Genomic DNA, 24,615 nt, shown 5'->3' with positions numbered 1-24,615 from the left:
GAAGGAAAGGCAGGCACAGAAGCGAAACTTCTGTGCCTGTTTTTTTAACTGAAAGCCGGGAATATTGGCAGCATCAGATACAATTTAATGACGATCGCATTGGCAATATCAATGAAGAATGCCCCAACCATCGGCACAACCAGGAAGGCCAGATGCGAAGGACCAAACTGGTTGGTGATCGCCTGCATATTTGCAATCGCCGTCGGCGTTGCACCCAGTCCGAAGCCGCAATGTCCGGCAGCCAGTACCGCGGCATCATAGTTTTTGCCCATTACGCGATACGTTACGAAAATCGCGTAAAGCGCCATCGCGATGGTCTGTACGATGAGGATTGCCATCATCGGCAAAGCCAGTGACGCCATTTCCCACAGCTTCAGGCTCATCAGTGCCATCGCAAGGAACAACGACAGGCTGACATTACCCAGTACTGAAACGGCCCGGTCGAAAACACGATAAAAACCGAGCCACGCCATGACGTTGCTCAGGATCACACCCACGAACAGAACACAGACAAATGTCGGAATTTCGAAGGCAGACCCCTGAAGCAGGCTGGCAAAGTAAGTTCCAGCCATCAGACATATCGCGATCAGCGCGATCGTTTCCACCATCACCAGCGGGGTGATCATCCGCCCGATGGTCGGTTTTTCAAATGCGCTGGGATCGGCGGCATCTTCCGGTGTGCCGTTTGGTGTTGAAGAATGGCTGACCAGATAACGCGCCACCGGCCCGCCGATGATTCCACCTAACACCAGGCCGAAGGTCGCGCAGGCCATAGCAACTTCCATCGCGTTTTCAAAGCCATAACGTTCGATAAACAGCTTGCTCCACGCCGCACCTGTTCCGTGACCGCCAGAAAGTGTAATCGAACCGGCCAGCAAGCCCATCAGCGGATCAAGCCCCAACATTTTCGCCATCCCGATACCGATGGCGTTTTGCATCAGCAACAGGCCGATAACGACAAAGACCAGAAGAAATAAAGATTTGCCGCCTGCACGCAAGCTGGAAAGATTGGCATTCAAACCAATTGTCGCAAAGAACGCCAGCATCAGGGGCTCTTTAAGGGACATATCAAAGCCGATTTCCAATCCGAACATCTGATTGGCGATCAGCAACAGCAAAGCGACCAGCAACCCGCCGGCAACGGGCTCAGGAATAGTGTATTTCTTTAGAAATTTGACCGACTGGACGCATTTTCGTCCTAAAAGGAGTACCAACGTGGCGGCAACGAGCGTGCCGTAGTTGTCGAGTTGAATCATTGAAAAACTCCATTTTAAAAAAATATCCAAAAATATTATTGAGTTATAAACATCTCATTTAAGTATCATTTCCCCAGAGGCTGAATTAGAAGTCATTAAAGCTGCGATAAGCAAGAAAAACAGATCGTAAATCTCCCCTTAACCCAAACATTCCACCCAAAATTGCCGATAGCAAACGATTGCTTTTGTCGGTGATTTCAATAAAAATGCCCGCTTTGCCGCTTATTGGAATGCCACAACATGAGTTCGCAAACCGCAGAACAAGAAACACAGCAATCTGACCTCTCACGCCAGCAAAAAAGTGAACTGATTTACCGCCTCGAAGATCGTCCGCCACTTCCTCAGACGTTATTTGCCGCCTGTCAGCATTTGCTGGCGATGTTTGTTGCGGTGATCACACCGGCATTGCTGATTTGCCAGGCGCTGGGTTTACCCGCGCAGGACACGCAGCACATCATCAGCATGTCGCTGTTCGCCTCTGGCCTCGCTTCCATTTTGCAGATTAAAACCTGGGGGCCTGTCGGTTCAGGTTTACTCTCCATTCAGGGCACCAGTTTTAACTTTGTGGCACCGCTTATCATGGGCGGAATGGCGCTGAAAAATGGCGGTGCCGATGTCCCGACCATGATGGCGGCGCTGTTCGGCACCCTGATGCTGGCTTCCTGTACTGAAATCATTCTTTCCCGTTTCCTGCATCTCGCACGCCGCATCATTACGCCGCTGGTTTCCGGCATCGTGGTGATGATTATCGGGCTTTCACTGATTCAGGTCGGACTGACGTCTATTGGCGGCGGTTACTCCGCCATGAGTGATCACACTTTCGGCGCGCGAAAAATCTGTTGCTGGCCGCCGTGGTGCTGGTGGTGATTGTTCTGCTGAACCGTCAGCGCAATCCTTATCTGCGCGTGGCATCTCTGGTGATCGCGATGGCCGTGGGTTATCTGGCAGCCTGGATGATGGGGATGTTGCCCTCCGTCGCGCCAGCTGCACAAACAAACTGGATAACCTTACCGACGCCGCTGTACTACGGTCTGGGCTTCGACTGGAATCTGCTGATCCCGTTGATGCTGATTTTCATGGTCACGTCGCTGGAAACTATCGGTGATATTACCGCGACCTCAGACGTTTCGGAGCAGCCGGTCAGCGGCCCGCTTTATATGAAGCGCATCAAAGGCGGTGTTCTGGCAAACGGCCTGAACTCAATGCTGTCTGCGGTGTTTAACACCTTTCCGAACTCCTGCTTCGGGCAGAACAACGGCGTGATTCAGCTGACCGGTGTTGCCAGCCGCTATGTCGGTTTTGTTGTCGCTCTGATGCTGATCATCCTTGGGCTGTTCCCTGCCGTAGCGGGTTTTGTGCAACATATTCCTGAACCGGTTCTGGGCGGCGCAACCATCGTGATGTTCGGTACGATCGCGGCTTCCGGCGTGCGTATTGTTTCCCGCGAGCGCCTTAACCGCCGCGCAATTATGATCATGGCGCTTTCACTGGCCGTCGGTATGGGTGTTTCCCAGCAACCGCTGATCCTGCAATTCGCGCCCGACTGGCTGAAAACGCTTCTGTCTTCGGGAATTGCTGCTGGTGGTATTACTGCGATTGTTCTGAATCTGGTCTTCCCTCACGAAAAGTAATCACGGGATGTAATCCGCGTGCAACAGCGGCAGCGGGTCTGGAACCCCTGCCGCTTTTTATTGTCTCCATTCTGCTAACCTGTTGAGAAAAGTCGCTGTTTGCGGCATAAACAAAGAATCTTTTTTCCGCTTTCCCGTTACAGGGCTCCAGACGATGAGATTTATCGGTAAAATTTTGCTGACGTTCGCCTTACTTCTGGTGCTGGCGATCGTGCTGGTGTACGTCCTATTACAAACCCGGTGGGCGGCTGGCTGGGTCAGCCGCTGGATCAGCGATAACAGCGAGTACCGCGTCTCCGTAGAGAAAATCGACCACAACTGGTCGTCTCCGGGTCGTGTGACGTTAAACAATGTCGTCTTCGGGCAAAAGAATCAGCCGGAAATCCTGAACGCTGGCGAAGTCGATCTGGATTTAAGCTTGCGACAGATAACCGAGCCACGCTTTTTCGATCGCGTCGTTCTGGCTAACGGTCGCCTCAGCGTCAGCCCTTCCTCAATGAATTTACCGTTGCAGGCCAATACGCTGCAGCTCAGCAAAATGGCGCTGACCGGGAATACCGCCGGATTAGATATTCAGGGACAGCAGATTAATGCCGGCATTTCGCCGTGGCAGCCAAAACCGGCTCAGCTACTGGGTGACAAAGCCGATTTCCAGCTGAGTGCCGCGAATCTGACGGTCAACGGTCTTCCGGCCGAAAATGTGCTGATTCAGGGCAATATCAATAATAAGAATCTGACGCTGAGTAATTTTGGCGGCGATCTGGCGCGCGGTCAGCTGACCGGTAAAGCCACACAGGCCGCTGACGGTAGCTGGAACATTGAAAACCTGCGCCTGAGCAATGTACGCCTGCAAACCTCTAAATCACTTGCTGCTTTTTTTGATGATTACCAGACATTGCCCAAAGTGACTATCCAGCGCCTTGACCTGATCGACGCCCGCTTGCAGGGAACAGACTGGGCATTCAGCGACGTTGATTTGTCTGTGCAGGATCTGACCCTGGAAAAAGGCGACTGGCAAAGTGATGACGGGGAAATCACCCTGAATGCAACCGATATGATTGATGGCAATCTGCATATCCAGGATCCTATTATCAGTCTCGACCTTTCACCGCAGGGCATTGCCATCAAACAGGCGACGGCGCGCTGGGAGCGCAGCTTGCTCCGTACCACAGGGAACTGGTTGCGCGCCAACAAACGACTGCAACTTGATGAAGTTTCCGTCGCTGGCCTGGAATATACATTGCCGGAAAACTGGAAACAGCTCTGGAATCAGGCGTTGCCGGATTCGCTTTCTGAAGTCTTTGTCAGCCGGTTTATTGCCAACCGAAACCTGATTATTGATATCAACCCGCAGTTCCCTTTCCAGCTGACCGCGCTTGATGGTCTGGGCAATAATCTGTTGCTGGCACGTAATCATCAATGGGGGATCTGGAGCGGTACGTTAAATCTGAATGCCAGCGAAGCCACATTTAATCGTAATGACGTGCGTCGTCCTTCAATAACCCTGAATGCGAACGACAGTCAGGTGAATATTTCCGAACTGAGCGCCTTTACTAAAGAAGGTTTGCTGGAAGCCAGTGCGACCGTTGACCAGCAGCCGCAACGTCATTTCTCATTGAAGATGACCGGTCGCTCCGTACCGGCAAATCAGCTGGAAAACTGGGGGTGGCCACATGTGCCCCTGGAAGGTAACGTCAATATGCAGCTCAATCTGCAAGGGCAAATGCCGGCAAATGTCGATTACAAACCGACGCTGAACGGCACATTGCAGATAAACGGCAGCGAGACCATTGACCAGAGGATGGTGAACGGATTGGTTTCCGGTGCGCCATCCCCCGTTGCGCCATAAATCAGTTCGTCTGGCTATAACGCAAAAAGGCACCGCAATCGCGGTGCCTTTTGTTTGGGCTAAAGCAAATCAGTTAATTTCGGGTTCGAGCGGTGCGCCGGGTGCAGCCGGAAGCACCAGATAGGTACCTTCAAACACTGCGCCGTCTACCTCATCGCCGTATAAATTCACTTCGAGTTGCACGCGCGCCTTACGCCCGCGAGCCAGACGATCAAGGTCGCCGCTGACAGAGCCTAAATCCGCCACCGCACGCGGCCTGCCGGTCACCGGCGAACTGTAACGGATATGGGCATCCGCCAGCACAATGGTGCCGCCCAGATGCCGTTCACGCAGCAGCAGCCAGATCAAACCCCAGCCTGTCAGCGTTGCCAGCGAGAACAGACTTCCCGCAAATAACGTATGGTGCGGATTCTGATTGCCGGTTTCCGGCATCGTGGTGACAAAACGCTGTCCGGTATACTGGCTGATCCGCACACCCATTTTCTCACTCAGCGGGATATGGTCGTACCAGGCTTGTTGCAGTTGTCCGCACCAGTCGGGGCGATGAAGAATATCATCCAGCGTTTCGATCGGTTTAATCATCAGGAAGTGACGAACCGGTGTAGTTTGCGGGGTGGTAATTTCCCCCTGATTCACAAAGCCCAGTTTGGCAAAAAAATCCACTGCGTCTTCGCGGGCGCTACAGACTACGCGCTTTACCCCTTCCTGACGCGCCACAGACTCCAGGGTCATCGCCACTAGTGTTCCTAACCCTTTGTCCTGTACATTCGGGTCAACGGCCAGGAAGCGGATTGAGGCTTCGTTATCGGCATTAATGTATAAACGGCCAACAGCAACCGGCTCGCCGCTTTCATCCACGACCATCTGATGATGCGCAATGGAATCGTAGGCATCACGTTCGGAACCTTCAGGCTGACGCAGTGGTTTGCGCAGCATTTCCCAGCGGAATCGGTAATAGGCGGCCAGCTCTTTTTCGGTCGTCGGTACTCTAAGGTGATACATAGATGCGTTCTCTCCGGCGTTATGCCTTATCGATCAGACTTGTAGCCAGAAGGTCACCGGCCCGTCGTTCACCAGTGCCACTTTCATATCCGCAGCGAAACGCCCGGTTTCGGTCACAATGCCTTTCTCACGACACTGCCCGCAAAAATACTGATACAACCGGTCGGCTTCCTGTGGTTCAGCACCGCGTGAAAACCCCGGACGCATGCCTTTTTGTGTGTCAGCCGCCAGTGTGAACTGCGACACTACCAGCAGGCTACCGCCCGCCTGCTGTACGTTAAGATTCATTTTGTCATTTTCGTCACCGAAAATTCGGTACCCGATCACCCGTTCGCAAAGGCGTTTAGCTTTTTGTTCGTCATCGCCCTGTTCAACACCCAGCAAAACCAGTAATCCCGGCCCTATCTGGCCGCAAACGTCGCCATCGATAGTCACGCTGGCATTCAATACCCGCTGAATTAACGCAATCATACAAATCCTTCGAACTGATTATTCTTCTGCTTTGTATTGAGCAGACTGCAATTTTCTCACAGAACGGAACTCGCCAAGCGTCACGGTAATTTCTGCGCCAAGAAGCACGATACACCAGCTGACATAGACCCAGAGAAATAAAATGGGGATCACAGCCAGTACACCGTAAATCAACTGATACGATGGGAAAAGCTGAATATACAAGGTGAAGATTTTTTTACTCAGCTCAAATAAGGCACCGGAAACCAGGGCGCCAACCAGCGCATCCTTTGCCGGAACTCTCACCGTTGGCACGACCTGATATAAGAGCCAGAACGTCACCCAGGAAATCAGTAACGGCAGGATCCGCAGCGCATGGTCGATGAGGGAATGCACGCCGCTGAGGTTAAGCCAGTTCAGGGAGAGTAAATAAGAGCTGACCGCCACGCTGGCCACCAGAAGAATGGGCCCGAGCGTTAATACCATCCAGTAGACCGCAAATGAGAACACAATCGGACGCTTGGTTTTGCTGTCCCAGATTTTATTCAGCACGCTGTCCACTGAAGCGATCAGCAGTAATGCGGTGACAATTAATCCGCAGGTACCCACCGCCGTCATTTTGCTGGAGTTGGCAACAAACTGTTCGAGATAACGCTGAATGGTATTGCCCGTGGCCGGCATGAAGTTAGAAAAAATGAAGGTTTTAAGCTGTGCACTGATATCCGAAAAGACCGGAAATAATGCGAACAGCGAAAATACCACGGCAATCAGCGGAACCAGAGAAAGCAAAGAAACATAGGCTAAATGGCCCGCCAGAAGCGTCAGGCCATCCTTATCTGAGCGCTTTAAGAGCAGGACTGTGAATTTCCATAATGATTTTGGGTAGTGGCTCAATGCCCTTTTGTGCATCCTTACATCCTTCAGGAAAAGTATTTCGGTACCGTCTGGTTATCTTCCACCCACACAGCTTCAATGCCTGCCGCGCGGGCAGCCTCGATGTTTTCAGCAACATCATCAAAGAACACGGCCTGATCGGCGGTGAATCCTTCTTTCTCCAGCACATGCTGGAAAATTTCCGGTTCAGGTTTGCGCATACCCAGATTTTGCGAAAGATACATCGCATCGGTATTGGCTTCGATTTCCGGATAGTGCTGCGGCCAGAAATCCAGGTGTAGGCGGTTAGTATTCGACAGCACGACAACGCGATGACCTTCTTCGCGCAGCTTTTGGAATAACGTGATGACTTCAGGACGTAAACCGACGAAAACGGCGTGCCAGCCCGCACTGAACTGCTCAAAACTGAGCGCAATGCCCATTTCATCACACAAATCGGCGGCGAACTGCTCATCGCTGATTTCACCCCGCTCGTGCTGCTGGAACACCTCGCCCATTTTGAAGCGCTCGGTCAGCGTAGCCAGTGGCGTTCCGCTGAGATGGCTCCACACGCCAAGGACACGTTTGAAATCAATATCAATAATGACGTTTCCCATATCAAAAATGTACAGCATTGCACGCTCCTGATTTCAAAGATGACTTTTAACTTTAGCGGTAAAACGTACACCTGAACAGTGACAGAGTTGCGCTGTTGAGCTCAGCGTTAGAAAAAAGACAAAAAAAAACAGGGTACCCAAAGGCACCCTGTTTCTGTGTAACGGCACGCGTTAAAGAAGATTAACCTTCTTTAGGACCACGCATTGCACGTTTACGATCGTTCTCGGTCAGGTGACGTTTACGAATACGTACAGACTGAGGAGTCACTTCGACCAGTTCGTCATCATCGATGAATTCCAGAGCTTGCTCCAGAGACATTTTGATAGCAGGAACCAGAGTCGTTGCTTCGTCAGTACCGGACGCACGCATGTTGGTCAGTTTCTTACCGGTCAGGCAGTTCACGGTCAGGTCGTTAGAACGTGAGTGAATACCGATGATCTGGCCTTCATACACTTCTGCGCCGTGGCCCAGGAACAATTTACCGCGGTCTTGCAGGCTGAACAGTGCGAATGCAACTGCTTTACCCTGACCGTTGGAGATCAGCACGCCGTTCTGACGCTGGCCGATTTCGCCCGGACGAACGTCATCGTAGTGGCTGAACGTGGAGTACAGCAGACCGGTACCAGAAGTCATGGTCATGAATTCTGTACGGAAGCCGATCAGGCCACGTGCAGGGATCAGGTAATCAAGACGGATACGACCTTTGCCGTCTGGGATCATGTCTTTGACATCGCCTTTACGCTCACCCATGGCCTGCATTACAGAACCCTGGTGTTGCTCTTCGATATCCAGTGTCACGTTCTCGAATGGCTCTTGCATGCGGCCATCGATTTTACGGTTGATTACTTTAGGACGGGAAACCGCCAGCTCGAAACCTTCACGACGCATGTTTTCGATCAGAACCGACAGGTGAAGTTCACCACGGCCTGAAACGCGGAATGCATCAGCATCTTCAGTTTCTTCAACACGCAATGCAACGTTATGCACCAGTTCTTTGTTCAGACGGTCAAGGATCTGACGTGAAGTCACATACTTACCTTCTTTACCACAGAACGGAGAGGTGTTTACGTTGAAGTACATGGTTACTGTTGGTTCATCAACGCTCAGCGCTGGCAGAGCTTCAACATTCGCCGGATCACAGATTGTGTCGGAGATGTTCAGTTCGCCCAGGCCGGTGATTGCGATGATGTCGCCCGCTTCAGCAACGGTGGCTTCGATACGCTCAAGACCCATGTGGGTCAGAACTTTACCGACTTTACCGTTACGGGTTTTGCCTTCGCTGTCGATGACAGTGATTTGCTGGTTAGGCTTAACGGTACCGCGTTTGATGCGGCCGATGCCGATGACGCCAACATAGTTGTTGTAGTCCAGCTGAGAGATTTGCATCTGGAAAGGTGCATCCATCTCAACTTGTGGCGGAGATACGTGGTCAACGATCGCCTGGTACAACGGGGTCATATCTTCGGCCATATCGTTATGGTCGTTACCCGCGATACCCATCAATGCTGATGCATAGATGATTGGGAAATCGAGTTGTTCGTCGGTTGCGTCCAGGTTTACGAACAGGTCGAAGACCTGATCAACAACCCAGTCAGGACGCGCGCCAGGGCGGTCAACCTTGTTGATTACCACGATCGGTTTCAGACCATTAGCGAATGCTTTTTTGGTCACGAAACGGGTTTGCGGCATAGGGCCATCCATTGCATCCACAACCAGCAGCACCGAGTCGACCATTGACATCACACGCTCTACCTCACCGCCGAAGTCGGCGTGTCCTGGGGTATCCACGATGTTGATGCGGTAGTCTTTCCAATTAATGGCGGTGTTTTTTGCGAGGATGGTAATCCCACGCTCTTTCTCCAAATCGTTGGAGTCCATTACGCGTTCAGTGGCTTCTACACGCTCTCCGAAAGTACCGGATTGTTGTAGCAGCTTGTCGACCAGGGTGGTTTTACCATGGTCAACGTGGGCAATAATGGCGATGTTACGCAAATTTTCGATCACAGCTTTGCCTCAGGCATTAGAAATAGCGCGCTATTGTACACGTATTAAGCGAGGTTCTAAACAAGATCACAAGGATCTTGATGAAACAACTTGTGGATGGTTACTTTGTGATCCCTTTCACGGTGCAAAAAGATCACTGAACCATTATGACGCACCGTTTTGGTGCCATGCATCTCAGAGATAGCACCATTATAGTGCAGAAATTCCGTTATGGTGCATACTTATCGAGTGCAAGAGCCCTGTAAAATGGCGTTGTTTGCATTTTCTCAAAGTTGGCACACTTTTCGCTAATAGTTTTTAGGGTAAAAAAAAGTTTTTACAGGGTGACGCGTCTGACCAGTCAAATAATAGCGCTGTTCAGTCCACACGCCAGTTCAAGTAAAGCTGTTATTTCCAACTAAAGACCAAAAATGGTTATTCGTTCCACGACGATAATGAGAAATTCGGGAGAACTAGTATGTCCGCTGAACACGTTTTGACGATGCTGAATGAGCATGAAGTGAAATTCGTAGATTTACGTTTCACAGATACCAAAGGCAAAGAACAGCACGTCACCATTCCTGCACACCAGGTTAGCGCTGACTTCTTCGAAGAAGGCAAAATGTTTGATGGCTCTTCAATCGGTGGCTGGAAAGGCATTAACGAATCTGACATGGTTTTGATGCCAGATGCGAGCACTGCTGTTCTTGACCCGTTCTACGAAGAAACCACGCTGATCATTCGTTGCGACATCCTTGAGCCAACTACGCTGCAAGGTTATGACCGCGACCCACGTTCTACCGCAAAACGTGCAGAAGACTTCCTGCGCTCTTCCGGTATCGCGGACACCGTTCTGTTCGGGCCAGAGCCAGAATTCTTCCTGTTTGATGATGTGCGCTTCGGCAGCAGCATCTCCGGTTCTCACGTGGCTATCGATGATATCGAAGGCGCATGGAACTCCAGCACCAAATATGAAGGCGGCAACAAAGGCCACCGTCCTGCAGTTAAAGGCGGTTACTTCCCGGTTCCTCCGGTCGACTCCTCCCAGGATCTGCGTTCTACCATGTGTCTGACCATGGAAGAAATGGGTCTGGTTGTTGAAGCTCACCACCACGAAGTGGCAACCGCGGGTCAGAACGAAGTGGCAACCCGCTTCAATACCCTGACCAAAAAAGCGGACGAAATCCAAATCTACAAATACGTGGTTCACAACGTGGCTCACGCATTTGGCAAAACTGCGACCTTCATGCCAAAACCAATGTTTGGCGATAACGGTTCCGGTATGCACTGCCACATGTCTCTGTCCAAGAACGGTAACAACCTGTTCGCTGGCGACAAATACGGCGGCCTGTCTGAAATGGCACTGTTCTATATCGGCGGTATCATCAAGCACGCTAAAGCGATCAACGCCTACGCTAACCCGACTACCAACTCCTACAAGCGTTTGGTCCCGGGCTACGAAGCGCCAGTGATGCTGGCTTACTCTGCGCGTAACCGTTCTGCATCCATCCGTATTCCACACGTATCAACGCCTAAAGCGATGCGTATCGAAGCACGCTTCCCTGATCCAGCGGCTAACCCATACCTGGCGTTTGCTGCACTGATGATGGCTGGCCTGGACGGTATCATCAACAAGATCCACCCTGGCGATGCGATGGACAAAAACCTGTATGACCTGCCACCGGAAGAAGAAGCAGAAATTCCAAAAGTTGCAGGTTCACTGGAAGAAGCGCTGAACGCACTGAACGAAGACCGCGAGTTCCTGACCCGTGGCGGCGTGTTCACTGACGACGCTATCGATGCTTACATCGGTCTGCGTAAAGAAGAAATGGATCGCGTGCGTATGACTCCGCATCCGGTTGAGTTCGAGCTGTACTACAGCGTCTAAAGACAGCGTTTAATTCTCGAATTAGCTGCTGAACTCAGCGCCCGTCCTCTGACCGGCGCTGAGAGAAATACCCGACTGGAGGCCTGGCGGTAAGAAAGCCTTCAGCGTCAAAATCAAGTAAGACGATTTTATTTGTTGCCGTGGAAACTTTCAGCCCATCTCCGGATGGGCTTTTTTCTCCACACTCTTTCCTGCTTAACCCCTCTGACCCGTGTTTTGGCCGGGTAGCGAGACAAATTGCACCCATCAGGTGCGGGAGACTGCGGTATGGCAACTGGCAAGCTGCCCGATGCTGGGCAGATCCTGAATTCTTTAATCAACAGCGTTCTGCTGTTGGACGACGATTTGGCTGTGCATTACGCCAACCCGGCGGCTCAGCAATTACTGGCGCAAAGTTCCCGCAAACTTTTTGGCACCCCGTTGCCAGAGCTGGTGGGATATTTTTCGCTGAACATCGAGTTAATGCGTGAAAGTCTGACGGCCGGACAGGGCTTTACAGACAGCGAAGTGACTTTAGTCGTCGATGGCCGCGCGCATGTGTTGTCACTGACCGCACAGATGCTGCCGGAAGGTTTTATTCTGGTCGAACTGGCGCCGATGGATAATCAGCGACGTTTGAGTCAGGAACAATTGCAGCATGCTCAACAGGTTGCAGCCCGAGATTTGATCCGCGGTCTCGCGCATGAAATTAAAAATCCGCTTGGCGGTTTGCGTGGTGCGGCACAGTTGTTATCCAGAGCGCTGCCCGATCCGGCTTTGCTTGAGTACACCAAAGTCATTATTGAGCAAGCCGACCGTCTGCGTAATCTGGTCGACAGATTGCTGGGTCCGCAACGTCCGAGCCAGCATGTGACACAAAGTATTCATCAGGTTGCGGAGCGCGTTTGTCAGCTGGTGTCGATGGAAAAACCCGATAACGTTCAGCTGGTACGGGACTATGATCCGAGCCTGCCGGAACTGGCACACGACCCTGATCAGATAGAACAGATTTTATTGAATATTACCCGCAATGCCTTGCAGGCGCTGGGGGAGGAAGGCGGCACAATAACACTGCGTACGCGGACAGCTTTCCAGATTACGTTACACGGCGTGCGTTATCGTCTGGCGGCACGCATCGATATTGAAGATGACGGCCCCGGCGTACCGGCACATTTGCAGGACACTCTTTTTTACCCCATGGTCAGTGGCCGCGAAGGGGGCACTGGACTGGGCCTCTCTATCGCACGCAGTTTGATTGACCAGCATTCGGGTAAAGTTGAATTTAACAGTTGGCCAGGACATACCGAATTCTCGGTTTTCCTGCCTATTCGCCAGTGAGGTTCTTATGCAACGAGGGATAGTCTGGATCGTCGATGACGATAGCTCCATCCGCTGGGTACTTGAACGTGCGCTCACTGGAGCCGGTTTGACCTGCACCACGTTTGACAGCGGCAATGAAGTGCTTGATGCCATTGCGACTCAAACCCCTGACGTTTTGTTATCAGATATCCGTATGCCGGGGATGGACGGTTTAGCGCTGTTAAAGCAGATTAAACAGCGCCACCCGATGCTTCCGGTCATCATAATGACAGCGCACTCCGATCTGGATGCGGCGGTCAGCGCCTATCAGCAAGGCGCATTTGATTATCTGCCAAAACCTTTCGACATTGACGAAGCAGTGGCGCTGGTTGAACGCGCTATCAGCCATTATCAGGAGCAACAGCAACCGGCTCGCAGCCAACCTGCAAGTGGCCCGACGGCGGATATTATCGGCGAAGCGCCAGCCATGCAGGACGTCTTTCGCATCATCGGCCGTTTGTCCCGCTCTTCAATCAGCGTGCTGATTAACGGGGAATCCGGTACCGGTAAAGAGCTGGTGGCTCATGCTTTACACCGTCACAGCCCGCGCGCCAAAGCGCCTTTTATCGCACTGAACATGGCGGCAATCCCGAAAGACCTGATCGAATCCGAACTATTCGGCCATGAGAAAGGGGCGTTTACTGGCGCTAACACCATCCGTCAGGGACGTTTTGAGCAGGCCGACAACGGCACGCTGTTCCTTGATGAAATCGGTGATATGCCCCTCGATGTGCAAACCCGTCTTCTGCGCGTGCTGGCTGATGGTCAGTTCTATCGTGTGGGCGGCTATGCGCCGGTGAAAGTGGATGTGCGTATTATCGCTGCGACTCACCAGAATCTGGAATTACGGGTTCAGGAAGGAAAATTCCGCGAGGATTTATTCCACCGCCTGAACGTTATCCGTGTCCATCTGCCACCGCTGCGCGAACGTCGCGAAGATATTCCGCGTCTGGCGCGTTATTTCCTGCAAGTGGCGGCGAAAGAACTGGGCGTGGAAGCGAAGAACCTGCATCCGGAAACGGAAACCGCGCTGACGCGTCTGCCGTGGCAGGGCAACGTGCGCCAGCTGGAAAACACCTGTCGCTGGTTAACGGTGATGGCTGCGGGTCAGGAAGTCCTGATTCAGGATTTACCGAGCGAACTGTTTGAAACGTCTGCCCCGGAAACCGGCGGTCAGAGCTTACCGGACAGCTGGGCGACGCTGCTGGCACAATGGGCCGATCGCGCCCTGCGTTCCGGTCATCAAAACCTGTTATCAGAAGCGCAGCCTGAAATGGAGCGCACTTTGCTGACCACGGCATTGCGTCACACGCAGGGACATAAACAGGAAGCCGCACGCTTACTGGGCTGGGGACGCAATACGTTGACCCGCAAGCTGAAAGAACTGGGTATGGAATAACCGGGCCTGAAATAAAAGCCTTGTGCCAGAAAGCAAAACAGCCGCTTATGCGGCTGTTTTTGTTGATAGCAAAGAAATCAGATCACGCGGGAGAATTGCTGCTGACGTACCTGACGGCGCAGATAAATATCAAAGCACATGCAGATGTTGCGGATAAGCAAACGCCCGCGCGGCGTTACCTGAATATGCGTCTCGCTCACCTCAACCAGCCCGTCTTCAACCAGCGGTTTCAGCAGCGCCAGATCATCGGAAAAATAGTCGGTAAAACGGATGCCATATCGCTCTTCGATATCCGCAAAGCTCAGCTCGAAATGGCAGATCAGCGATTTAATGACATCGCGACGCAGGCAATCATCATCCGTCATTTCCAGACCGCGCCATAACGCATTCCCCCGCTCTTCTACTCTGGCGTAATACGTTTTGAGGTCTTTCTCGTTCTGCGCGTAGGTATCGCCCAGCATGCTGATGGCTGACACGCCCATTCCCAGTAAATCACTGTCGCCCTGCGTGGTATATCCCTGGAAATTACGGTGCAGCTTGCCTTCACGTTGGGCAATCGCCAGTTCGTCATCAGGACGCGCAAAGTGATCCATGCCGATAAAGCGGTAGCCGGAGGCGGTCAGCGAGGCAATGGTTTCCTGCAGAATTTTCAATTTCTCTTCTGCGCCCGGCAAATCAGCGTCTTTGATTTTGCGCTGAGCGGCAAACAGTTTTGGCATGTGGGCGTAATTGAACACGCTCAGGCGATCCGGGTTCAGCTCTGCCACGCGTTGCAGCGTATACGCAAAACTTTCCGCCGTTTGCTTCGGCAGACCGTAAATCAGGTCGATGTTGGTGGAATTGAAACCCAGCGCTCTGGCGCGTTCAATCAGCGCAAAGATAAAATCTTCATCCTGCTCGCGATTCACCAGACGCTGCACTTCTTTATTGAAATCCTGCACGCCCATGCTCAGACGATTAAAGCCTTCGCTGCGCAGATGGTCGAGCACATTCAGCTCGATTTCGCGGGGATCCACTTCCAGTGACATTTCTGCATCAGGGAGAATATCAAAGTGTGCCCGCAGAAGGCCCATCAGACGGCTTATCTGCGCTTTATCGAGGTAAGTCGGAGTCCCACCGCCCCAATGCAACTGACTGACCTGACGGCCCTTAAAGAGCGGTGCACGGTGACTTATCTCTTTCTCAAGTACGTTGAGATATTCTTCGGCTTTATGCTGCTGACGGGTTACCAGTTTATTGCAGCCACAGAAATAGCAGAGCTTATGGCAGAAAGGGATATGCACATACAGAGAAAGGGAACGCTCAGGGTAACGGACAGCCGCTTGTTTAAAAGCCGCATCGTCGTAGCTTTCGCTGAATTCGAGTGCTGTTGGATAGGATGTGTATCGCGGACCTGAATAGTTGTACTTCTGGATCAGCGCTAAATCCCAGACGGTTGTCTGTTCTGACATGGGTGACTTACTCCTTCCGGCGTCGGATGCTGCCGGTTTCCCTTACAGGCAGGCTTTTAGCCTGCCTTACAAAGGTCGCTCTGCGCAAACGTGCTTTGGTTTTCGATAACCGTCGTAGTTTACCGAATAACCAAAGGAGATAACATGCAAAGAGTAAGGCTATTGCCGGAATGACCCAGCGCATCGCTTAGAAACCTTCTTTTGGATTCCCGCGTTTGAGCAACTGCATCATATCTTCGTTCTTCTCTTCTTCTTCGTCATCTTCATCGTCGCCGAGTTCGATACCGAGAATTTCCATCAGAACATCAATACGATCCAGAGTCTGGTCAACATAAGCCTGATCTTCTGCACTCAGCGCTTTGCCGTCGTCGATAAGATCAAGCAATGAATCCAGACGCTCATCGTTTTCCAGTAATGTCAGTTCTTCTTGCGGAGACATTTTAGGTTTTGCCTCTGGCTTCGGCTGAGCGGCTTTCTTCGCTTTCGCTGCATTGTTGGTGACGGTTTCCACGATCAATGGCACCGCTTTTTTACTGCCGATACGCGGATCGGTTTTTTTAGCGCCTGCGCCGCTTTGATTCTGGGCTGCGTCCGGATTTGCGCGTGAGCCTGCTTTATGGCCACGACGCTTATTGTCACGCTTGCGTTCGCGCGCTTCGATATCAAGCTCTACACGACTTTTCTTCTTCGTTTTAGCTGTCGCGGTATTGGCGCGCGGGGCTTTCGCTGGCTGTTTCATGGCATCTGCTCTTAGGTGTGTACATTTAGTATAGATTTGCGGCGGAATCTAGCAGAAAGCGGACAAAGAAAAAAGGCAGCAAGTTAACCTTGCTGCCTTTTTCTTTCCTTCAGAAGAAGGATATTCCTCAAACACTTTCCCTGTATAGCGTCAACGTCCCGGTTTTTCCTTTGCCTTTCAGAGCCTCCGGCTCCGTTTGTCCTTAAATCGCGATGCATTTCCCGTGATCCCTGAATGCAATAATCGTCCTTGTTTCCGTTCTCGCCTTCACCGCGTAAGAAATACTTTACCCGACTGGCACAAAGGCTCAAGATACCCGCCAGCCGTCTTGTCGGTTTCATAACGATCTAAATTTTATCTTATTGAAATTGCATAATATTAAAAGTTTCGGCGACAAAACAAGCGAAATAACCCGCATCATGAATAGCAAATGTCTTACATCATGAAGGCAATTTCCCCCGCCTTCATCTCTGTGGTCCCTTCGCCTCATCATTCGGATTTTAAAAACACGAACGCATCTCGGCTCTGTTGCAGTTATAATCGCCAGCCAGATACTCATGCCTCACGGAGACGCACGCTTTGACCAGCCAAACTTACAACTATCATATGACCCATTTCGTCATGAGCGCCCCGGATATCCGGCATTTGCCATCTGACGCAGGCATTGAAGTCGCATTTGCTGGTCGTTCAAACGCCGGCAAATCCAGCGCACTGAATACTCTGACGCAGCAGAAAAGCCTCGCACGTACCAGTAAAACGCCTGGCCGTACTCAGCTCATCAACCTGTTTGAAGTGAAGCCGGGCATCCGTCTGGTCGACTTGCCGGGTTATGGCTACGCGGAAGTACCGGAAGAAATGAAGCGTAAATGGCAGCGCGCGCTGGGCGAATATCTGCAAATGCGCAACTCGCTGAAAGGTCTGGTGGTGTTGATGGATATCCGTCATCCGCTGAAAGATCTCGATCAGCAGATGATTCAGTGGGCTGTCGATGTGGGTACGCCGGTGATGTTGCTGCTGACGAAAGCCGACAAACTGGCATCCGGCGCGCGTCAGGCGCAGATCAAAATGGTCCGCGAAGCCGTGAAAGAATTCATGGGCGATATTCAGGTGGAAGCCTTCTCTTCCCCGAAGAAAATGGGCGTTGATAAACTGAGTGACAAACTGAACACCTGGTTCAGCGAAATCCCACCGGAAGTGCTGGAAGAAGAGCTTTTTGACGAAGGCGAGTAAATCCCGGCTTAAAAGAAGAAGTCTGTAAGTAAAGAACATATCAGGGTAGCCAAGAGGCTGCCCTTTTTTATGGGCGGGATTTTATCACTGTAGTCAGAAAACAGGCGTAAACCTGTGAAAACTCCAATAAAAAACGCCCCAGACATAAATGCCTGGGGCGGCTAAAATATTCAGCCAAATCCGATTACGTGAAGTAAAAGGTCTGAAAGATAGAACATCTTACCTCTGTACCCTACGAGAGAAACTTTACCCTATTTCATGACGGGGAAAAAGAACTTTTTGTAGTTTACTTACACAAAAATCGTGGATTATGCGATCACCTTCATGGTCTGAGCACATAATCATGTAGCTTAATTACAAAAAAAGCTTAATTACTATCCACTTAGTGAGCCTGATCCCAATTCTCGCCAGTACCGACGTCCACTTTCAACGGAACCGCCAATGTCATACTGGCTTCCATCAGGCTGCGAATTTTTTCACTCGCTGCAGCAACATCATCTTTATGCACTTCAAACACCAGTTCATCGTGTACCTGCATGATAATGCGGGCACGCGGAGCATCTGACTGTTTCAGCCAGGCATCGACGCTGATCATGGCGCGTTTGATAATGTCAGCCGCAGTACCCTGCATCGGGGCGTTGATCGCGGCACGCTCGGCACCTTTACGGCGCATCGCGTTGCTGGATTTGATGTCCGGCAGATACAGACGGCGACCATCGAGCGTTTCAACGTAACCCTGCTCAGAAGCCTGAGTGCGGGTACGTTCCATATATTCCAGCACGCCCGGATAACGCTCGAAGTACAAATCCATATAACGCTGGGATTCTTTGCGTGGAATATTGAGCTGACGCGATAAGCCAAAGGCGCTCATGCCGTAAATCAGACCAAAGTTAATCGCTTTAGCGCTGCGACGCTGTTCACCAGATACTTTCTCCAGCGGTGTGCCGAAAACTTCTGCGGCGGTCGCGCGGTGAATATCCTGGCCTTCAGCAAAGGCTTTCAGCAAGCCTTCATCTTTCGATAAATGCGCCATGATGCGCAGTTCAATCTGCGAATAGTCGGCCGCCAGAATGATGTAATCTTTTGGCGCAATAAACGCCTGACGAATACGGCGCCCTTCATCATTACGCACCGGAATGTTTTGCAGGTTGGGATCGCTGGAAGACAGACGCCCCGTCGCGGTCACGGCCTGATGGTAGGACGTATGAACGCGGCCAGACTGCGGGTTGATCATCAATGGCAGTTTATCGGTGTAAGTCGATTTCAGTTTTGCCAGACCACGATATTCCAGAATCACTTTCGGCAACGGATAATCCAGCGCCAGTTCAGCCAGAACTTCTTCGTTAGTTGATGGCGCACCACCCGGAGTTTTCTTCAGGATTGGCAGTTTTTGTTTTTCATACAAAATAGCCTGCAACTGTTTGGTCGAAGAGAGGTTGAAAGGCTCTTCAGCCAGTTCATGCGCTTTGTTTTCCAGCTCATTCAGTCGAATTGCCAGCTCTTTCGAGTGAGCCGCGAGGATGTTCTGATCAATCAGAACCCCGGTACGCTCGATATGGGAAAGAACAGGAACCAGCGGCATTTCAATATCCGTGAACACTTTGGTCAGGGATTCGCTTTCCTGAATGCGTGGCCAGAGTGCCTGATGCAATTGCAATGTGACATCAGCATCTTCTGCCGCGTAAGGCGCTGCCTGCTCAAGGGCTATCTGGTTGAAGGTTAGCTGGTTCTTACCTTTACCCGCAATCTCTTCAAAGCCCACGGTTTTATGGCCGAGATAGCGGTCTGCCAAACTGTCCATGTCATGGCGGCCAGATACGCTATCGAGCACGTAGGATTCAAGCATGGTGTCGAAGGCGATACCTTTCAGTTCGATGTCATAACGCAGTAAAACACCGCGGTCGAATTTGAGGTTCTGCCCGACTTTCAGCTGCTTTTCATCTTCGAGTAACGGCTTGAGTTGTTTCAGCACATCATCGCGGTCCAGCTGCGCCGGTGCATCCAGATAGTCATGTGCCACAGGAAGATAAGCCGCTTTACCCGCTTCTGTGGCGAAAGATAAGCCGATCAGATTGGCAGTCAGGGTATCCAGACCATCCGTTTCGGTATCGAAAGCGAAAACATTCGATGCTTTTAGATAACCGATCCAATCATCAAGAGTCGCCTGATCCAGAATGGTGACATATCCCTCCTGCGAGAGCTGGTTTGGTTCAACAGCAGATACTGACGTCGTTTCTTCTGCCGGAGCACCTTTCTTCGCTGCTGCCGACGCTTTACCTGCCGATTTTTTGGCGCTCAGCCAGGTGCCGGATTCAACATCTGCCAGCCAGCGCTTGAATTCATAGCGGCCAAATAACTTGTGAAGTTCATCGGCATCGGGTTCTGAAACCGTCAGCTCAGCACAAGTGAGATCCAGCTTAACGTCAGTTTTAATGGTCGCCAGCTGATAAGAGAGGTAGGCAACTTCTTTATTATCTGCCAGTTTTGCCGCCATGGTTTTTGAACCACGGAAACTGAGTGTCGATACTTTATCCAGATCGGCATATAACGTATCAAGGCCACCAATGCCTTGTAACAGTGCCTGTGCCGTTTTCTCACCAACGCCCGGTACGCCCGGAATGTTGTCCGAGGAGTCACCCATCAGGGCGAGGAAATCGATGATCAGTTCAGGCGGCACACCGTATTTCTCGACAACTTCATCTGGCCCCAGAATCGCATTATTCATGGTGTTGATCAAAGTGACACCCGGCGTCACCAGCTGAGCCATATCTTTATCGCCGGTGCTGATCAGAACCGCATGACCGGCCTGTTCGGCTTCAAGTGCCAGCGTACCGATCACGTCGTCCGCCTCTACGCCGGAAACCACCAGTAATGGCAACCCCATCGCTTTCACCATTTGATGAAGCGGCTCAATTTGAGAACGCAGATCATCCGGCATCGGAGGACGATGGGATTTATATTGTTCGAAAAGCTCATCACGGAAGGTTTTGCCTTTCGCGTCAAAAACCACCGCAACATGGCTTGGTGTGTATTGCAGCAAAAGACTGCGCAACATATTCAGCACACCGTACATCGCGCCGGTCGGTTCACCCGCAGAGTTGGTCAGCGGAGGGAACGCATGATAAGCGCGATAAAGGTAGGACGAACCGTCCACCAGGATTAATGGGTTTTCTGCTATCTGGGCCATAACTCTTCTTTATTCGTGATCAGACATGCTCTAAGGATGCCATAGCCAGCGGGAAAGACGAACCTTGAGAAGGAAATTCATTACGAAGTTGCGGGGGATCTCGAAGGATCATCCTGTGGATAACTTTGTGAATAGTTTTAAGAGGAAATTAATTCGGATGGTTAATCCGAAAACACATCAGGATTTTAGCTACGTGTTTCATCAGGTTATAGGATTGCTTAATGAATATTGATGTAATAGAAGCTTAATAGCTATTGTGGATAGTAATATTTACCGGGAAACTTTCTGCGGGATATTTTTTATATTTACGCCTGCAAACATTTCCTTTTTCTCATTTCTTCGAAAATATAACGCCAGCCCGAAAGCTGGCGCTGAGATCAGAAATTCTTATTTTTTGGTCGCTAAGAAGTTGATCACATCAGAATATTGTTTGACGTACATATCCATTGAGCTGGTATCAAGTCCGTCATTTTTAACCATATATTTGCCGTTCACAAATACGGAAGGAACGCCTTGCAGACCCAGGTCAGCAGCGGCTTTCTCCTGTTGAACAACCAGAGATTTCACAACAAAGCTGTTAAGTGCAGCATCGTAATCCTCGCCTTTCACACCCGCCTGAATAAAGACTTTACGGATATCATCAGCATTCTGAATGGATTGCTGTTTCTGCACAGCATCAAACATCAGCGGACTCACTTTGTCTTCCACACCCAGGGCAATCGCAACAGCCCAGGCTTGAGTTAATTGTTTACCCAATGGCCCCAGGAATTCGACGTGATATTTGGCATATTTAACATCTTTAGGCAGGTTCTTGCGGATGTTATCAGAGACATGCCAGACTTGTTCAAACTGGTAGCAGTGCGGGCAATAAAATGAGAAGAACTCGAGTACCTGTGGCTCATTAGCAACGGTTTTATCTAAAGTAACGTACTGTGCGCCATCAGAAAACTGCGCGGCAGACACACTGAAGGCCATAACCATACCAACTAGTGCCAGGAATATCTTTTTCATATAAAGCCTATCTCCATTTAATTAAACTTCAAACATTAATCATGACTTAATACATTGGCATCAGCTGTAAAGGAGGTGCCTGTAATTTCTTAACTTGCTCAGTAAACGCCGCTATCTGACTACGCCAGAAATCTTCATCCTGCATCCAGGGGAAACTCTTAGGAAATGCAGGATCCTCCCAGCGACGGGCAACCCAGGCCAGATAATAAACCATACGCATAGCCCGCAGCGGTTCAATCAAAGAGAGTTCGCGCGTATCTAAATCAGCAAACTCTCCGTAAGCTTCCAGCAAGATATCTAACTGGAGCCTTTGCTCACTTTGATCCCCATGCAACAGCATCCAGAGATCCTGAATTGCCGGACCATTACGGGCATCATCCATATCGACAAACAATGGCCCGTCACGCCAGAGAATATTCCCCGGGTGGCAATCGCCATGTAAGCGTAGAGGTTGCCAGTCAGTATGCCAATAATCGCCCGTAGTGCGAATCAGCTGGTCTGTTGCGGATAAGAAGGGTTCACGCAAACTCTTGGGGATCAGCGGACATTGCGCGAGAACTTCGCGCGGCCGGACGAGATACTCATCAAGTCCGATAGTTGGCCGTGCGGTAAACAGGCTTTCATTGCCCACCTGATGAATGCGCCCAAGAAAACGTCCTACCCACTCCAGCTGGTCGAGATTATCGATTTCATACTGACGACCACCCACGCTGGGAAATACGGTAAACATATATCCCTGGTAGTGGTGCAGTGTGTTTTCGTTGATAGAAAGAGGGGCAACAGCAGGAATTTCAGCATCAGCCATATCAAGCGAAAACAGATGCTCTTCGTGGATTTGTTCTTCGGTCCATCGCTCAGGACGGTAAAACTTCACCACATAGCGTTTTCTGTCTTCACCAAGAAACTGGTAAACGCGGTTTTCATAACTGTTTAATGCAGTGAGGCCGGACTCAGCAATAAGACCGACACTCTCTAACGCATCAAGGATAAGATCCGGCGACAATGCCTGAAAATTAAAAGCTGAATTGTTCATAACTTCATTCGGATTGGCCGCACAGAAAAATGACAATGGGAAATAGTATCATCTATTTTTGGCGGTTCGCATGAAGTTCACATAAGTTTACATCAATCCTTAATTACGCCACGGGCACGTAAAAGTGCAGTTTTAAAGTCATCCTCATAGTCTTTCTTTAAACCCGGGATTTCAGTCGTGCTGTCAGTACCACGCATTTTCAGGTGATAAATCAATGTGTCATCACTGAGTTCGCCTAATGTCCCCTGGTATCCACATTCTGTGGCCAGCTTCTGGATGAACTCCATCAGGTTCAGATCGCAATCCTCTTTCCATGCCGGATGCAGCAGTTCGATCAGCTCGTTTACGCGATGTTCTTTCATGATAATCCTTCTCCACTTGTTTTCAGACCTTAAAAATAACAGGGTTATTTCGTTAGGGAAAGTACAAGCTCACTGTAAAAAAGTTTAACCTGCCCGGTATAAATTAAGGCGTTACAATGACGGCAATAATGAGGTTCTGAAAGGCGGATATTATGGATCGCAGTAACATCACTGGCGTTATTTTAGCAGGCGGTCGGTCGAGCAGGATGGGCGAAGATAAAGGGCTGATTGATATTAATGGTCAGCCTTTATTTGAACATATCACCCAAAGATTACATCCCCAAGTCGGAGAAATTCTGATCAGCTGTAATAGGAATTCTGAACGCTATGGCAGAAATAACCAGACCGTCCCGGACCTCAAACAGGATTTATCGGGGCCACTCGCCGGTATGCTTGCTGCGTTATCAGTGAGTAAAACCGAATGGATACTCTTCGTTCCCTGCGACGTGCCAGATTTTCCCATCGACCTTAGTGAAAGATTATTTGCCGGGCTATCAGGGCAGAAAGCAGCTTATGTGCGTGATCCGGAGCGTGAGCATCCAACGCTTTGCCTGTTAAACCGGAGTCTGATCCCGGCACTGACGTCGTATCTTGAAAACGGCGACAGGAAGCTCATGATTTTCCTTGATAATATCGGAGCAAACTCGGTGCTGTTCAGTGAGTCTGCTGCGTTTTTCAATCTTAATACGCCTGAAGATGTGGCGCTTTGGAAAATCCGCAACCAGGATCATTCAAGATGATAAACCAACCAATCCCATTACTTGGGATCGTCGCTTATAGCGGTACAGGAAAAACAACACTGCTGAAACAGCTCATCCCCTGGCTTCGTCAGCGTGGTATCCGGACCGGTCTGATAAAGCATACCCATCATGATGTAGATGTAGATACGCCGGGTAAAGACAGTTTCGAGCTACGCAAAGCTGGCGCAGACCAGACAATGGTTGCCAGCAATAGCCGGTGGGCGCTGATGACTGAAACACCCGGGCATGACGACTTCAGTCTTGAGTATCTGGCAACGCGTTTCGACAGTAGTAATCTTGATATGATTTTGGTTGAGGGATTTAAACATGAAGATATCGATAAAATCGTGCTGCACAGGAAGGAAACGGGAAAGTCACTGGAGAGTCTGATTGATATTCACGTTGTTGCAGTCGCAACTAATGATCTGTTCACGCCTGTTAGGCAGGTGATCAACATCCTGAATATAAATGAGGTAGATAAAGTGGGGGGATTTGTTGTTCAGTGGCTGGAAAGTCAGCAAAACTAGAGGTTCTACCCTCTTTTATTTTCCTAAATCTCACATAGCAAAAAGCCC

19 protein-coding genes and 1 pseudogene are annotated in these 24,615 nt (G+C 50.6%); 8 read left to right on the top strand and 12 right to left on the bottom strand.

What is annotated here, in order from left to right; translation table 11 throughout:
- Positions 1 to 44: 44 nt before the first annotated feature.
- Entirely contained in the window at positions 45 to 1,256 is a 1,212-nt protein-coding gene (gene gltS / locus UC15_RS15615) for a sodium/glutamate symporter (RefSeq protein ID WP_112289296.1), read from the bottom strand.
- A 240-nt stretch (positions 1,257 to 1,496) separates the two neighbouring features.
- Between gltS and UC15_RS15610 the strand changes: the two are divergent.
- Together UC15_RS15610 and UC15_RS15605 are read left to right on the top strand one after the other, a co-directional pair.
- Positions 1,497 to 2,887 (top strand): annotated as a pseudogene (locus UC15_RS15610) (NCS2 family protein).
- 154 nt (positions 2,888 to 3,041) lie between these two features.
- Positions 3,042 to 4,736 (top strand): AsmA family protein, encoded by a 1,695-nt coding sequence (locus UC15_RS15605; protein WP_112289295.1) that lies wholly within the window; start codon positions 3,042 to 3,044, stop codon positions 4,734 to 4,736.
- Between the two features lie 69 nt (positions 4,737 to 4,805).
- Here the strand turns inward: UC15_RS15605 and fabY are convergent, their stop codons facing one another.
- The 5 genes from fabY to typA form a co-directional block, all read right to left on the bottom strand.
- Positions 4,806 to 5,738 carry a fatty acid biosynthesis protein FabY gene (gene fabY / locus UC15_RS15600; protein WP_112289294.1) on the bottom strand — a complete coding sequence of 311 codons (933 nt, stop codon included), beginning with the start codon at positions 5,736 to 5,738 and terminating at the stop codon, positions 4,806 to 4,808.
- Between the two features lie 33 nt (positions 5,739 to 5,771).
- Positions 5,772 to 6,209, bottom strand: coding sequence for a D-aminoacyl-tRNA deacylase (gene dtd, locus UC15_RS15595; RefSeq protein ID WP_112289293.1), 438 nt, complete (start codon positions 6,207 to 6,209; stop codon positions 5,772 to 5,774).
- 18 nt (positions 6,210 to 6,227) lie between these two features.
- On the bottom strand, positions 6,228 to 7,097 hold the full coding sequence (locus tag UC15_RS15590; protein ID WP_112289292.1) for a virulence factor BrkB family protein: 870 nt from the start codon (positions 7,095 to 7,097) through the stop codon (positions 6,228 to 6,230).
- A gap of 11 nt (positions 7,098 to 7,108) precedes the next feature.
- Positions 7,109 to 7,696 carry a glucose-1-phosphatase gene (gene yihX, locus UC15_RS15585; protein ID WP_112289291.1) on the bottom strand — a complete coding sequence of 196 codons (588 nt, stop codon included), beginning with the start codon at positions 7,694 to 7,696 and terminating at the stop codon, positions 7,109 to 7,111.
- A gap of 163 nt (positions 7,697 to 7,859) precedes the next feature.
- The gene (gene typA / locus UC15_RS15580) at positions 7,860 to 9,683 is read right to left on the bottom strand and encodes a ribosome-dependent GTPase TypA (protein WP_112289290.1); all 1,824 of its coding nucleotides are present in this window, start codon (positions 9,681 to 9,683) and stop codon (positions 7,860 to 7,862) included.
- 457 nt (positions 9,684 to 10,140) lie between these two features.
- Between typA and glnA the strand changes: the two genes are divergently transcribed.
- The 3 genes from glnA (at position 10,141) to glnG (ending at position 14,287) form a co-directional block, all read left to right on the top strand.
- A complete protein-coding gene (glnA, locus tag UC15_RS15575; protein ID WP_013577652.1) occupies positions 10,141 to 11,550 on the top strand; it encodes a glutamate--ammonia ligase in 1,410 nt (469 codons plus the stop codon).
- 267 nt (positions 11,551 to 11,817) lie between these two features.
- Complete coding sequence (gene glnL / locus UC15_RS15570; RefSeq protein ID WP_112289289.1) at positions 11,818 to 12,867, top strand: nitrogen regulation protein NR(II); 1,050 nt, start codon at positions 11,818 to 11,820, stop codon at positions 12,865 to 12,867.
- Between the two features lie 7 nt (positions 12,868 to 12,874).
- Positions 12,875 to 14,287 (top strand): nitrogen regulation protein NR(I), encoded by a 1,413-nt coding sequence (gene glnG, locus UC15_RS15565; RefSeq protein ID WP_095924078.1) that lies wholly within the window; start codon positions 12,875 to 12,877, stop codon positions 14,285 to 14,287.
- A 77-nt stretch (positions 14,288 to 14,364) separates the two neighbouring features.
- Here the strand turns inward: glnG and hemN are convergent, their stop codons facing one another.
- Entirely contained in the window at positions 14,365 to 15,738 is a 1,374-nt protein-coding gene (hemN, locus tag UC15_RS15560) for an oxygen-independent coproporphyrinogen III oxidase (protein ID WP_112289288.1), read from the bottom strand.
- A 187-nt stretch (positions 15,739 to 15,925) separates the two neighbouring features.
- The gene (gene yihI / locus UC15_RS15550; protein WP_112289286.1) at positions 15,926 to 16,477 is read right to left on the bottom strand and encodes a Der GTPase-activating protein YihI; all 552 of its coding nucleotides are present in this window, start codon (positions 16,475 to 16,477) and stop codon (positions 15,926 to 15,928) included.
- A gap of 579 nt (positions 16,478 to 17,056) precedes the next feature.
- Here yihI and yihA point away from each other — a divergent pair.
- A complete protein-coding gene (gene yihA, locus UC15_RS15545) occupies positions 17,057 to 17,707 on the top strand; it encodes a ribosome biogenesis GTP-binding protein YihA/YsxC (RefSeq protein WP_112289285.1) in 651 nt (216 codons plus the stop codon).
- A gap of 382 nt (positions 17,708 to 18,089) precedes the next feature.
- Here the strand turns inward: yihA and polA are convergent, their stop codons facing one another.
- From polA to UC15_RS15525, 4 genes are all read right to left on the bottom strand, one after another.
- Positions 18,090 to 20,894, bottom strand: a complete 2,805-nt coding sequence (gene polA, locus UC15_RS15540; protein ID WP_112289284.1) for a DNA polymerase I — start codon at positions 20,892 to 20,894, stop codon at positions 18,090 to 18,092.
- A 387-nt stretch (positions 20,895 to 21,281) separates the two neighbouring features.
- On the bottom strand, positions 21,282 to 21,905 hold the full coding sequence (gene dsbA / locus UC15_RS15535; RefSeq protein ID WP_112289283.1) for a thiol:disulfide interchange protein DsbA: 624 nt from the start codon (positions 21,903 to 21,905) through the stop codon (positions 21,282 to 21,284).
- Between the two features lie 46 nt (positions 21,906 to 21,951).
- Complete coding sequence (locus UC15_RS15530; protein ID WP_112289282.1) at positions 21,952 to 22,938, bottom strand: serine/threonine protein kinase; 987 nt, start codon at positions 22,936 to 22,938, stop codon at positions 21,952 to 21,954.
- Positions 22,939 to 23,030: 92 nt separating this feature from the next.
- Positions 23,031 to 23,300 carry a YihD family protein gene (locus UC15_RS15525; RefSeq protein ID WP_112289281.1) on the bottom strand — a complete coding sequence of 90 codons (270 nt, stop codon included), beginning with the start codon at positions 23,298 to 23,300 and terminating at the stop codon, positions 23,031 to 23,033.
- Positions 23,301 to 23,452: 152 nt separating this feature from the next.
- Here UC15_RS15525 and mobA point away from each other — a divergent pair, with 152 nt between their 5' ends.
- Positions 23,453 to 24,040 (top strand): molybdenum cofactor guanylyltransferase MobA, encoded by a 588-nt coding sequence (gene mobA, locus UC15_RS15520; protein ID WP_112289280.1) that lies wholly within the window; start codon positions 23,453 to 23,455, stop codon positions 24,038 to 24,040.
- Positions 24,037 to 24,567: a molybdopterin-guanine dinucleotide biosynthesis protein MobB gene (gene mobB, locus UC15_RS15515; protein ID WP_112289279.1), complete on the top strand. Its 531-nt coding sequence runs from the start codon at positions 24,037 to 24,039 to the stop codon at positions 24,565 to 24,567. Before mobA ends, mobB begins: the two co-directional genes overlap by 4 nt.
- Positions 24,568 to 24,615 lie beyond the last annotated feature (48 nt).

Origin of the sequence: Rahnella sp. AN3-3W3 (assembly GCF_003263545.1) — a bacterium.
GTDB lineage: Bacteria > Pseudomonadota > Gammaproteobacteria > Enterobacterales > Enterobacteriaceae > Rahnella > Rahnella variigena.
The sequence above is the reverse complement of the archived record's forward strand: the minus strand, read 5'-3'. Positions and strand labels throughout refer to the sequence as shown.